Origin of the sequence: Streptomyces sp. NPDC090741, assembly GCF_044769045.1 — a bacterium.
Taxonomy (GTDB): Bacteria; Actinomycetota; Actinomycetes; order Streptomycetales; family Streptomycetaceae; genus Streptomyces.
Genome location: NZ_JBIVXF010000013.1, coordinates 93684 through 106048, shown reverse-complemented (window position 1 = coordinate 106048; position 12365 = coordinate 93684). Strand labels below are relative to the sequence as shown.

General features: G+C 72.1%; 11 protein-coding genes. 5 read left to right on the top strand and 6 right to left on the bottom strand.

Annotation, left to right across the window (positions count from 1 at the left end; all coding sequences use genetic code 11):
* Positions 1-9 precede the first annotated feature (9 nt).
* The 3 genes from glpK (at position 10) to ACIQU4_RS30380 (ending at position 4301) form a co-directional block, all read left to right on the top strand.
* Positions 10-1536, top strand: a complete 1527-nt coding sequence (gene glpK, locus ACIQU4_RS30390) for a glycerol kinase GlpK (protein ID WP_403737366.1) — start codon at positions 10-12, stop codon at positions 1534-1536.
* 40 nt (positions 1537-1576) lie between these two features.
* Entirely contained in the window at positions 1577-3184 is a 1608-nt protein-coding gene (locus ACIQU4_RS30385; protein ID WP_385588468.1) for an FAD-dependent oxidoreductase, read from the top strand.
* A gap of 127 nt (positions 3185-3311) precedes the next feature.
* Positions 3312-4301, top strand: coding sequence for a PAC2 family protein (locus tag ACIQU4_RS30380; RefSeq protein ID WP_403737363.1), 990 nt, complete (start codon positions 3312-3314; stop codon positions 4299-4301).
* Between the two features lie 75 nt (positions 4302-4376).
* On the opposite strand, the gene mshC is transcribed toward ACIQU4_RS30380, so the two are convergent.
* From mshC to ACIQU4_RS30360, 4 genes are all read right to left on the bottom strand, one after another.
* Positions 4377-5606 (bottom strand): cysteine--1-D-myo-inosityl 2-amino-2-deoxy-alpha-D-glucopyranoside ligase, encoded by a 1230-nt coding sequence (gene mshC, locus ACIQU4_RS30375; RefSeq protein WP_403737361.1) that lies wholly within the window; start codon positions 5604-5606, stop codon positions 4377-4379.
* A gap of 121 nt (positions 5607-5727) precedes the next feature.
* Complete coding sequence (locus tag ACIQU4_RS30370) at positions 5728-6639, bottom strand: SCO1664 family protein (RefSeq protein ID WP_403737673.1); 912 nt, start codon at positions 6637-6639, stop codon at positions 5728-5730.
* The gene (locus ACIQU4_RS30365) at positions 6603-7193 is read right to left on the bottom strand and encodes a DUF3090 domain-containing protein (RefSeq protein ID WP_403737359.1); all 591 of its coding nucleotides are present in this window, start codon (positions 7191-7193) and stop codon (positions 6603-6605) included. Before ACIQU4_RS30365 ends, ACIQU4_RS30370 begins: the two co-directional genes overlap by 37 nt.
* Before the next feature lie 62 nt (positions 7194-7255).
* A complete protein-coding gene (locus ACIQU4_RS30360; protein ID WP_403737356.1) occupies positions 7256-7993 on the bottom strand; it encodes a histidine phosphatase family protein in 738 nt (245 codons plus the stop codon).
* A gap of 113 nt (positions 7994-8106) precedes the next feature.
* Here ACIQU4_RS30360 and ACIQU4_RS30355 point away from each other — a divergent pair, with 113 nt between their 5' ends.
* Entirely contained in the window at positions 8107-9099 is a 993-nt protein-coding gene (locus tag ACIQU4_RS30355) for a magnesium and cobalt transport protein CorA (protein WP_403737354.1), read from the top strand.
* Between the two features lie 22 nt (positions 9100-9121).
* Here ACIQU4_RS30355 and ACIQU4_RS30350 read toward each other — a convergent pair whose 3' ends face one another.
* Together ACIQU4_RS30350 and ACIQU4_RS30345 are read right to left on the bottom strand one after the other, a co-directional pair.
* Complete coding sequence (locus tag ACIQU4_RS30350) at positions 9122-9910, bottom strand: ferritin-like domain-containing protein (protein WP_403737351.1); 789 nt, start codon at positions 9908-9910, stop codon at positions 9122-9124.
* A gap of 187 nt (positions 9911-10097) precedes the next feature.
* A complete protein-coding gene (locus ACIQU4_RS30345) occupies positions 10098-11147 on the bottom strand; it encodes an LLM class F420-dependent oxidoreductase (protein ID WP_385588487.1) in 1050 nt (349 codons plus the stop codon).
* Positions 11148-11256: 109 nt separating this feature from the next.
* Here ACIQU4_RS30345 and ACIQU4_RS30340 point away from each other — a divergent pair, with 109 nt between their 5' ends.
* Complete coding sequence (locus ACIQU4_RS30340) at positions 11257-12249, top strand: aldo/keto reductase (RefSeq protein WP_403737347.1); 993 nt, start codon at positions 11257-11259, stop codon at positions 12247-12249.
* Positions 12250-12365 lie beyond the last annotated feature (116 nt).

Sequence of the window (12365 nt, the reverse complement as noted above, 5' to 3'; positions counted from 1 at the left end):
AGCAGCCACATGACCAGCAGCACCGGCCCCTTCATCGCCGCCATCGACCAGGGCACCACCTCCTCCCGCTGCATCGTCTTCGACCGCGACGGCCGCATCGTCGCCGTCGACCAGAAGGAGCACGAGCAGATCTTCCCGAAGCCGGGCTGGGTCGAGCACGACGCCGTCGAGATCTGGACCAACGTCCAGGAGGTCGTCGCCGGCGCCATCGCCAAGGCGGAGATCACCGCCGCCGACGTCAAGGCCGTCGGCATCACCAACCAGCGCGAGACCACCGTCCTGTGGGACAAGAACACCGGCCAGCCGGTGCACAACGCGCTGGTCTGGCAGGACACCCGCACCGACGCCCTGTGCAAGGAGCTCGGCCGCAACGTCGGCCAGGACCGCTTCCGCCGCGAGACCGGCCTGCCGCTGGCGAGCTACTTCGCCGGCCCGAAGGCCCGCTGGCTGCTCGACAACGTCGAGGGCCTGCGCGAGCGCGCCGAGGCCGGCGACATCCTCTTCGGCACGATGGACTCCTGGGTCATCTGGAACCTCACCGGTGGCACCGAGGGCGGTGTGCACGTCACCGACGTCACCAACGCCTCGCGCACCATGCTGATGAACCTGCACACCCTGGAGTGGGACCCGAAGATCGCGGAGTCGATGGAGGTCCCGACCGACATCCTCCCCGAGATCAAGTCCTCCGCCGAGGTCTACGGCCACGTCAAGGACGGCGTCCTCGCCGGTGTCCCGGTCGCCTCGGCGCTCGGTGACCAGCAGGCCGCCCTCTTCGGCCAGACCTGTTTCGCCGAGGGCGAGGCCAAGTCCACGTACGGCACCGGCACGTTCATGCTGATGAACACCGGCGACAAGGTCATCAACTCCTACAGCGGCCTGCTGACCACGGTCGGCTACAAGATCGGCGACCAGAAGCCGGTCTACGCCCTGGAGGGCTCCATCGCCGTCACCGGCTCGCTCGTCCAGTGGATGCGCGACCAGATGGGCATGATCAAGACCGCGGCCGAGATCGAGACCCTCGCGCTCTCGGTCGAGGACAACGGCGGCGCGTACTTCGTGCCGGCCTTCTCCGGCCTGTTCGCCCCGTACTGGCGCTCCGACGCCCGCGGTGTGATCGCCGGCCTCACCCGGTACGTCACCAAGGCGCACATCGCCCGTGCCGTCCTGGAGGCCACCGCCTGGCAGACCCGCGAGATCACCGACGCCATGACCAAGGACTCGGGCGTCGAGCTCGCGGCCCTCAAGGTCGACGGCGGCATGACCTCCAACAACCTGCTGATGCAGACCCTCTCCGACTTCGTGGACGCCCCCGTGGTCCGTCCCATGGTCGCGGAGACCACCTGCCTCGGCGCCGCCTACGCCGCCGGCCTGGCCGTCGGCTTCTGGCCCGACACCGACGCCCTGCGCGCCAACTGGCGCCGCGCGGCGGAGTGGACCCCGCGGATGCCCGCCGAGCAGCGGGACCGCGAGTACAAGAGCTGGCTCAAGGCCGTGGAGCGGTCCATGGGCTGGGTCGACGACGAAGACGCCAGCTGACCGCACCGGCTGAGTCAATCGACGAGGAGCTAAGAGAGATATGAGCAACCCGCAGAGCGTTCCCACACTGGGTACGCACCCGACCGCCGGTTCCAACGCGAGCCGCGCCGAGACCCGTGAGCAGCTGGCGAAGGCCACGTACGACCTGCTGGTCATCGGCGGTGGAATCCTGGGCACCTCGGTGGCCTGGCACGCCGCGCAGTCGGGTCTGCGGGTCGCCATGGTGGACGCCGGCGACTTCGCCGGCGCCACCTCCTCCGCCTCCTCCAAGCTCGTCCACGGCGGTCTGCGCTACCTGCAGACCGGCGCGGTCAAGCTGGTCGCCGAGAACCACCACGAGCGCCGGGTGCTGGCCAAGGACGTGGCCCCGCACCTGGTCAACCCGCTCACCTTCTACCTGCCGGTCTACAAGGGCGGACCGGTCGGTGCGGCCAAGCTGGGCGCGGGCGTCTTCGCCTACTCCGCCCTCTCGGCCTTCGGCGACGGCATGGGCAAGGTCATATCCCCGGCCCGTGCCGCCGCCGACAACCCGGGTCTGAAGACGGACAACCTCAAGGCCGTCGCGGTCTACTACGACCACCAGATGAACGACTCCCGCGTCGCCGTCATGACGGTCCGCGCGGCCGTCGAGTCGGGCGCGGTCGTCCTGAACCACGCCGAGGTCACCGGTCTGCGCACGACGCGCGGCCGGGTCACCGGTGCCGAGCTCAAGGACCGTCTCGACGGCACCGAGTTCGGGGTCGACGCGCGCGTCGTGCTCAACGCCACCGGCCCGTGGGTGGACCACCTGCGGCGCATGGAAGACAAGCACTCGATGCCGTCGATCCGCCTCTCCAAGGGCGCGCACATCGTCATGAAGCGCAAGTCGCCGTGGAAGGCCGCCATGGCCACCCCGATCGACAAGTACCGCATCACCTTCGCCCTCCCGTGGGAGGACCAGCTGCTGCTCGGCACCACCGACGAGGTGTACGAGGGCGACCCGGCGGACGTGCGCGCCACCGAGGCCGACATCCAGCAGATCCTGGACGAGGCGGCCTTCTCGGTGAAGGACGCCGACCTGGACCGCTCGCTGATGACGTACGCCTTCGCCGGCCTGCGGGTGCTGCCCGGCGGCCCCGGCGGCGTCGAGAAGGCCAAGCGCGAGACGGTCGTCTCCGAGGGCGCCGGCGGCATGCTGTCGGTGGCCGGCGGCAAGTGGACCACGTACCGGCACATCGGCCGTGTGGTCATGGACAAGCTGGCCAAGCTGCCCGGCAGCCCGCTCACCGACGACATGGAGCCGGTGAAGTCGCTCGTACGCCGGGTGCCGCTGCCCGGTGTCGCCAACCCGAACGCCGTCGCGCACCGCCTGCTCGTGGACCGCGAGCCCGGCACGCGGATGGACCCGCTCACCGCCCGCCACCTGGCCTCGCACTACGGATCGCTGGCCTTCGACATCGCGCGCCTCGCGAACGAGGACCCGGCGCTGGCCGAGCGGATCCACCCGGACGGCCCGGAGATCTGGGCGCAGGTCGCCTACGCCCGCGACAACGAGTGGGCCGAGACGGTCGACGACGTGCTGCGCCGCCGCACCACGGTGACGGTCCGCGGTCTGGACGACGACTCCGTGCGCGCGCGGGTCGAGGAGATGCTGAGCCGCAAGGCATAGCTCGTACGCAGGTGGGGAAGAGGGGCGGTTCCGAGGGGAACCGCCCCTCTGTCGTGGGCTGTGGCCGGTGTCCCCTCAAGGCTTAGGCTGGCCCACGTACGCAAGGGAACTTCGGAAGGAGACCTGGGTGATCGAGCTTGAGGGCGTGCCCGAGCTGATCGACCCGGTCATGGTGGCCGCGTTCGAGGGCTGGAACGACGCGGGTGACGCGGCCTCCGGTGCGGTCGCGCACCTGGACCGGGAGTGGAAGGGCGAGGTCTTCGCGGCGCTGGACGCCGAGGACTACTACGACTTCCAGGTCAACCGGCCGACGGTGTGGCTGGACAACGGGGTACGGAAGATCACGTGGCCGACGACGAGGCTGTCGGTGGTGCGGATCGGCGGGGCGAAGCCGCGCGACCTCGTGCTCGTGCGGGGCATCGAACCGTCCATGCGGTGGCGGTCGTTCTGCAACGAGATCCTGGGCTTCGCGCATGAACTGGGCGTGGAGATGGTCGTGATCCTGGGCGCGCTGCTCGGGGACACCCCGCACACCCGGCCGGTGCCGGTCAGCGGGGTCACCTCGGACGCGGACCTGGCACGGACGATGGACCTGGAGGAGACCAAGTACGAGGGTCCGACGGGGATCGTGGGCATCCTCCAGGAGGCCTGCACCCACGCGGGCGTCCCGGCGGTCTCGCTGTGGGCGGCGGTCCCCCACTACGTCTCCCAGCCGCCGAACCCGAAGGCGACGCTGGCCCTGCTGAACCGGCTGGAGGATCTGATCGACATCCGGATCCCGCTGGGTGAACTCCCGGAGGACGCGCGGGCGTGGCAGCTCGGCGTGGACCAACTGGCCGCCGAGGACAGCGAGGTGGCGGAGTACGTCCAGACACTGGAGGAGGCCCGGGACACCGCGGACCTGCCGGAGGCCTCGGGCGACGCCATCGCCCGGGAGTTCGAGCGGTACCTGCGCCGCAGGGATCCGGCGGCCCCCTCGGCCGAGCCGGGCGACGGCTCGTACCTCCGCGACACGTCGAGCGGCCTGACCCGCCCGCCGAAGCGCAAGCCGGACCCCTCGGGCTCGGGCGAGGAGCCGCCGTCCCCGGACGAGGACGACGCGCCTCCCGAGGCGTAGCCGGCCGGCCCGGAACGCGCCGATGCCCCCTGCCCGGAAGGACAGGGGGGCATCGGCGGCTTCGGCCGCGGCCGGCTAGAGGGCCACGCCCAGGAGGGCGTCGACCGTGCGCGAGACCAGGCCCGGCGCGGACTCGTCGTCCCCGTCGGAGGCGTTCTGGGCGTCCGCCCAGCGGTCCACCGCCGCCAGCGCGGCAGGGGCGTCCAGGTCGTTCGCCAGGGCCTCGCGGACCTCCTCGACGAGGGCGTCCGCAGGCAGGCCGTCCGGGCGGGACACGGCCGCGCGCCAGCGCTCCAGGCGGGCCACCGCTTGCTCCAGGACCTCGTCCGTCCACTCCCAGTCGGCCCGGTAGTGGTGCGAGAGCAGCGCGAGGCGGATCGCCGCCGGGTCCACCCCGGCGCGCCGCAGCGCGGAGACGAAGACCAGGTTGCCCTTCGACTTCGACATCTTCTCGCCGTGCAGCGCGACCATCCCCGCGTGCACGTACGCCTTGGCCATCGGGAACTCGCCCGTCAGCACCTGCGCGTGCGAGGCGCCCATCTCGTGGTGCGGGAACACCAGGTCGGAGCCGCCGCCCTGGATGTCGAAGCCCATGCCCAGGTGGTCCAGGGCGATGGCGACGCACTCGATGTGCCAGCCGGGCCGGCCGCGGCCCAGCGAGCCGCCGTCCCAGCTCGGCTCGCCCGGGCGGGCCGCCATCCACAGCATCGGGTCCAGCGGGTTCTTCTTCCCCGGGCGCTCCGGGTCGCCGCCGCGCTCCGCGGACAGCAGCCGCATCGCCTCGGCGTCGAGGTGGGAGACCTTGCCGAAGTTCGCGTCGGACTCCACCGAGAAGTAGATGTCGCCGTCCAGCTCGTACGCGGCGCCGGCGTCGCGCAGCCGCTCCACCAGCGGCACGATGCCCGGTATGGCCTCGACGGCGCCGATGTAGTGCTGCGGCGGCAGCATCCGCAGGGCGGTCATGTCCTCGCGGAAGAGGGCCGTCTCGCGCTCCGCGAGCTCGGTCCAGTCCTGGCCGTCGCGCAGCGCCCGCGCAAGGAGCGGATCGTCGACGTCCGTCACGTTCTGGACGTAGTGGACCTGCCGCTTGGTGTCGAGCCACACGCGCTGTACGAGGTCGAACGCGTTGTAGGTCGCCGCGTGACCGATGTGGGTCGCGTCGTACGGAGTGATGCCGCAGACGTAGATACGGGCGACGGGACCGGGGGCGAGGGTGATCGTCCCCTGGGTCGCGGTGTCGTGGATCTGGAGGTCGCGGCCCTTGCCAGGAAGGGCGGGGACCTCAGAAGCGGGCCAGGCATGCATGCGTCGAGCCTAACCGGACGCGTGTTCCGAAAACGAACCGGACCTGCACTGTTGGCTTGATCGGTGGTCTTGCGGTCCGGCCGGTTCTGTGCCTACCCGGGCTCCGCCCGGCCCGCCCTGCTCAGACCGGCGGCCAGGGGATGGCCGGCCACTGCCCGGACGGCTGCGGGTGCACTCCCGTGCGCAGCAGATCGGCCACGCGGGCCCGTACGGCGGCCAGCTCGACCGGGGTGATCAGTTCGGCCAGCCGGGTGGCGAGCGGCTCCCCGTCGGCCAGCCGGGCGGCCAGGGCGGTGAGCACCTCGCGCGCCTCGTCGGTCAGCGGTTCGCCGGCCCAGCCCCACAGCAGGGTCCGCAGCTTGTCCTCGCGGTGGAAGCTCACCCCGTGGTCGATGCCGTAGAGCCGCCCGTCGGGCGCGGGCAGCAGGTGGCCGCCCTTGCGGTCGCCGTTGTTGATCACGGCGTCGAGGACGGCGAGCCGGCGCAGCCGCGGGTCGTCGGCGTGCACGAGCAGCGCGGTGCGGCCCTCCCCGACGTCGGCGAGGGCGACCGGCTTCCAGCCCTCCCCCGCCTCCTCGCCCTCGACGAGGGCCAGCAGGCCGCTGCCGTCGCCGGACCCCTCGTCCGCGGACCCGGCGTCCGCCGGCTCGGCATCCACGGACCCGCCCCCGGAACCGTCGTCCCCGTCGTCCCCGGACCCGATCCACAGCTGGACCATGCCCTCGCCGTACGGCCCGTCGCGCAGCACGGTCGGCGGCACCAGGCCCCATCCCGTGGCCTCGGAGACCAGGTAGGCGGCGACCTCGCGCTGCGCCAGGTTCCCGTCCGGGAAGTCCCACAGCGGGCGCTCGCCCTTGACCGGCTTGTACACGCAGTCGGCGCTGCGGCCCCCGTACGCCACCGTGCACAGCAGTACGGCGTTGGACGCCTCGCGGATCCGGCCGACGACCGTGAGCTCGCCCCGCGCGAGCAGCTCCTCAAGTTCCCCCGTGGCGCTCACGCCTGGCGCCGGTAGCCGTTCTGGCGCGGGCAGACGTGCCCCTCCGGGTCCAGCGGCAGGCTGCACAGCGGGCAAGGCGGCCGGCCCGCGTTGACCACGTCCAGGGCCCGCTTGGCGAAGGCCCGGGCCTGGGCGCCGCTGAGGCGGACCCGCAGCATGGGCGGGCCGTTCTCCTCGTCCTGGAGCAGCCGCTCCTCCGCCTCGGCGAGGTCCTCCTCCGAGTCGGCGTCGAGCTCCACCAGCGCCTGCGCCTCGACGATCATCCGCTGCTCCTCGCCGTCCCAGGCCAGGGCCATGGTGCCGACGCGGAACTCCTCGTCGACCGGGACGTCCAGCGGCGCGGTGTCCGCGGCCTCGGCGGGGGCGACGGCCGGGACCGGCGCATTGCCGCCGGTGCGCCGTACGACCTCGTCCAGCAGCTCGTCCATCCGCTCGGCCAGCGCCGCGACCTGGGTCTTCTCCAGGGAGACACTGGTGACGCGGGGGCCGGATGAGGCCTGCAGGAAGAACGTACGGCGTCCCGGGAGGCCGACCGTGCCCGCCACGAAGCGGTCCGGCGGGTCGTAGAGGTACACCTGACGGGGCACGTCCAGTCTCCAAGTCTCGGTGGAGGGTTGTTTCGGCCCGTCCACCCTACTGCGCCGTTCGATCAGGCCGCGCCCGCGCCGCCTCCGACGACCGCGTTCCCTCCGGTCTCCGCCGCGCTCTCGAACGTGGCGGTGTCGGCGGCCGCGGGGTCCTGCGCGCGGGCCGGGCGCGGGGCGAGCGAGCCGAAGTCCCCGGTGTCGCCGAGCCGGAGCAGGAACGGGCGCGTCGGCGTGTAGCGGACGGCCGTGACCGAGCAGGGGTCCACGTGGATGCGCTGGAAGAGGTCCAGGTGCATGCCCAGGGCGTCCGCGACGAGGGACTTGATGATGTCCCCGTGCGAGCACATCAGGAAGACGGCGTCGCTCCCGTGCTCCTCCTCGATCCGCGCGTTCCACTCCCGTACGGCGTCCACGGCGCGCGCCTGCATGGCGCGCATCGACTCCCCGCCGGGGAAGGCGGCGGCCGAGGGGTGCTGCTGGACGATCTTCATCAAGGGTTCATCGGAGAGCTCCGAGAGTTTGCGGTTCGACCAGTCCCCGTAGTGGCATTCGCCGATCCGGTCGTCGGTGTGCAGCGCCAGCTCCGGGCGTGCGGCGAGCAGCGGCGCGAGGGTCTCCCGGCAGCGCTGGAGCGGGCTGGTGACGGCGGCGGCGAGCGGTACCGCGGCGAGCCGCGCCGGCAGCGCCGCCGCCTGCTCGGCGCCGCGCTCGTCAAGGGCCACCCCCGGCGTCCATCCGGCGAGCAGCCCTGCGGTGTTGGCGGTGGACCGCCCGTGTCGTACGAGGATCAGCGTGGCCATGGCGCAAGCCTAGGGGGTGTCCGGCGGATCAGGGTCGGCCTACCCGACCCTGATCCGCCAGACACCCCCTCAGCGGTGGTGGTTGCGTGCGGGCCGGGTTCGGGCGGGGGAGAATGCCGTCCGTGATAGTCGATTGCGCCATGTACCGGGACGGCCGCCGCTCTCCTGCGCCCGAGGATCTCTCGGACGCCCTCGACGAGGCGCGGGCCAGTGGTGACGCCTTCCTCTGGGTCGGCATGTACGAGCCGACGGAGGAGGAGTTCGAGCACGTCAGCCGGGAGTTCCGACTGCACAAGCTGGCGGTGGAGGACGCGCTGACCGCGCACCAGCGCCCCAAGCTGGAGGTGTACGACGACTCGCTGTTCGTCGTCCTCAAGCCGGTCATGTACGACGACGACACCGACACGGTGACCACGGGCGAGCTGATGCTCTTCATCGGCGACTCCTTCGTGGTCACGGTCCGGCACGGCGAGGGGGCCGCGCTGAGCGCCGTGCGCAACCGGCTGGAGCACGAGCCGGAGGTCCTGCGGCACGGTCCGACGGCGGTGCTGTACGCGGTGTCCGACGCGGTGGTCGACCACTACATCGAGGTCGCGGCCGAGCTCCAGGCCGACCTGGAGGAGGTGGAGGCCGACGTCTTCGCGCCGCAGACCACGGACACCAAGAACACCGCCGCCCGGATCTACGGCTTCAAGCGGCAGGTGCTGGAGTTCCGCCGGGCGACGAGCCCGCTGCTCCAGCCGATGGACCGGCTGGCCTTCGGGAACGTGCCGTTCGTGCACGAGCACGCGCAGCCGTTCTTCCGCGACGTCGCCGACCACCTGACCAAGGCGAGCGAGTACATCGAGGGCCTGGACCGGCTGCTGTCGGACGCGCTGGCCGCGCACCTGGCGCAGATGGGCGTCCGGCAGAACGACGACATGCGCAAGATCTCGGCCTGGGCGGCGATGGCGGCCGTCCCGACGATGGTGGCGGGGATCTACGGCATGAACTTCGACCACATGTGGGAGCTGCGGCAGCCCTGGGGCTATCCGGCGGTGCTCCTGGTGATGTTGGGCGCCTGCCTGGGCCTGCACCGCCTGTTCAAGACCCGCGGCTGGCTGTAGGCGGTGTCCGGTGGAGCGCCTCCTACGCGTACTCGGGGGCGGTCACCGGTACGCCGCCCAGCGCGTCGCGCCGCTCCGGCGGGCGCAGGCTGATCATCCGGTGCCAGCCGGCGAACCGCTCGTACGCGTACATCCCGCGGATCCCGGCGGCCAGTGCGGCCGCCTTGGGCGCGGGCCAGTGCAGCAGCCGGCCCATGTGGCCCATGACGGCGAGGCTCACGTCCCGGTAGATGGAGATCTCGGCGAGGGCGCTCTCGCGCAGCACCCGCTGGATGGTCCGGCCGTGCCCCTCGCGGACGAGGCGGATCAGCTCCTCGTGGCAGTAGGCGAGGTGGTTGTCCTCGTCGTGGCTGATCATGCGGATGGCCTTGCCGACCTCGGGGTGGTCCCCGAACTGCCGGACGAGCATGACCATCTGGTCGGCGGCGCGCTGCTCGGTGACCCGGCTGTGGGCGAGGTAGACGACGATGTCCTCCTCGGTCAGCGGCTCCTGGCGGCGCAGCTTCTCGTGCGCGAGGCCGATGCCGCGCCGCTCCAGCAGCATGGTGTAGTCGGTCTCGGGCGGCACCGGGACGGGCGGCAGGCCGCGCTTGCGGAGCAGGGCGTTGAAGATCCGGCCGTGCTTGTCCTCGTCGGCGCCGTGCCGGGTGATCTTCGGCGCGAGCTCGCGCATGCCGTCGGGCACGAGGGCCGCGATCCGGGCGTTCTCCCAGCCGCCCTGGGACTCCCCGCTGGCGGCGATGGAGCAGAACAGCTGGAACGAGTCGTCGTTGTCGACGATCTCCTGGAACAAGCTGCGGGCAGAGAGCATGCATCGAGTCAACGGCCGATCCGGGGGCCCGGCAACCGAGGGGTGGCGCCGCTCGGCCGAATGAACGACGTGCCGGGGTGGGGGCGCGGGCGTAACCCGGAGGGTGGCGCCCGCGTTGTGCCTGTGTCGGCCGTGGCGGGGAAGACCCCCGAGCCCCCACCACGGCCGCAGAGCATGCGGGGAGCGTTCACGCCAGGCCGGCGCGCTCCATGGCCTCCGTGCCGGCCCGCAGGGCGGTGATCCGCTCGTCCAGGGTGAAACCGGCCGGGGCGAGCGTGAGGGTGGTGACCCCGGCCTCGGCGTAGGCCCGCATCCCGTCCGCGATCCGCTCGACGGAGCCGAGCAGGGTGGTCGAGTCGATCAGCGAGTGCGGGACGGCCGCGGCCGCGGCCGTCTTGTCGCCCGCCAGGTACTTGTCCTGGATCTCGGCGGCTTCCTTCTCGTAGCCCATGCGCTGGGCGAGCTGGTTGTAGAAGTTCTGCTTGCGGCTGCCCATGCCGCCGACGTACAGGGCCGTGTACGGACGGAACATGTCGGCGAGGGCGGTCACGTCCTCGCCGACGGCCAGCGGGACCGTCGGGCAGACGTCGAAGCCCTCCATGGTCAGTCCGGCCTTCTCGCGGCCCGCCCGGATGTGGGTGAGCGCGGTGGCCTCCAGGTGCTCGGCGGCCGGGAAGATGAGCAGGGCGCCGTCGGCGATCTCGCCGGTCTGCTCCAGGTTCTTGGGCCCGATGGCGGCGATGTAGAGCGGGATGTGCTCGCGCTCCGGATGCACGGTGAGCTTGATCGGCTTGCCGGGGCCGCCGGGCAGCGGGAGGGTCCAGTGCTCGCCCTCGTAGCTGAGGCGCTCGCGGCTCATCGCCTTGCGGACGATCTCCACGTACTCGCGGGTGCGGGCGAGCGGCTTGTCGAACTTGACGCCGTACCAGCCCTCGGAGACCTGGGGTCCGGAGACGCCGAGGCCGAGCCGGAAGCGGCCCTTGGTGAGGGAGTCGAGGGTGGCGGCCGTCATGGCGGTCATCGCGGGCTGGCGGGCCGGGATCTGGAGGATCGCGGAGCCGACGTCGATGCGCTCGGTCTGGGCGGCGACCCAGGCGAGCACGGTCGGGGCGTCGGAGCCGTAGGCCTCCGCGGCCCAGCAGACGTCGTAGCCGAGGCGGTCCGCCTCCTGGGCCACGGCGAGGTTGTCGGCGTCCATGCCAGCGCCCCAGTAGCCGAGATTGATGCCGAGCCGCATGTGTCGTCCCCTTACGGTGTTGCCGGTTTACCGATCAGTAACGTACGTCTGCGGGGGACTGTAGCGCGCCAGGGCTCCGTGCGTCAGTGCCCCAGTAGTCTCAGCGGTCATGGAGCAGAGGCATCTCGGCCGCACCGGACTGCGCGTGTCCCGGATCGGCCTCGGCACACTGACCTGGGGCCGTTCCGCGGAGGGCCCGGACGAGTCGGGCGCCGCCGAGCAGTTGAAGACGTTCTGGGAGGCGGGCGGGACGCTCGTCGACACCGCCGACGTGTACGGGGGCGGTGAGGCGGAGTACCTGCTGGGACAGTTGATCGACGGGCTCGTCCCGCGCCGGGACCTGGTGATCGCGACGAAGTCGGGCTCGGTCCGGGCCGCCGACCGCCGGGTCGACGGCTCGCGCGGCCACCTCCTCGCCGCGCTGGACGATTCGCTGGCCCGCCTCGGAACGGACCACGTCGACCTGTGGCAGGTCCACGCGTTCGACCCGGAGACCCCGCTGGAGGAGACCCTCCAGGCCCTGGACCTGGCGGTGAGCAGCGGCCGGGCCCGGTACGCGGGGGTGGCGGGCTTCTCCGGCTGGCAGCTCGCGAAGGCGGCGACGTGGCAGCTGGCCACGCCGGGGGTGCGGACGCGGCTGGCGTCGGCGCAGATGGAGTACTCGCTGCTCCAGCGGGGCGTGGAGCGCGAGGTCCTGCCGGCGGCGCTGGACCTGGGCGTCGGGCTGCTCCCCTCTTCTCCCCTGGGGCGGGGGGTGCTGACGGGGAAGTACCGGGACGGCATCCCGGCGGATTCGCGGGGTGCGTCGCCGACGATGGAGGGCTTCGTGGAGCCGTACCTGGACGATACGGCGGGCGGCATCGTGGACGCGGTGGCGACGGCGGCCCAAGGGCTGGCCGTGACCCCGCTCCAGGTGGCCCTGGCCTGGATCCGGGACCGGCCGGGGGTGGTCGCGCCGATCGTGGGCGCACGCACGTCCGCGCAGCTCAGCGAGGCGTTGTCGGTGGAGCCCCTTACTCTTCCGGAGGAGATCTGCCGGGCGCTGGACGATGTGTCGGCGCCCGTGCACCGCTACCCCGACCACGACTGGAGCACGCTGTGAGCACGGACCGCCAAGCCGCGCAAGCCGCTTCCGCGGCCCCCCCGCCCGCCCCCGACACGGACCCGGCGGAGCCGGGGGCCGCCGAAGGCGGGCAGGCTCGCTCCGGCGAAGCCGGA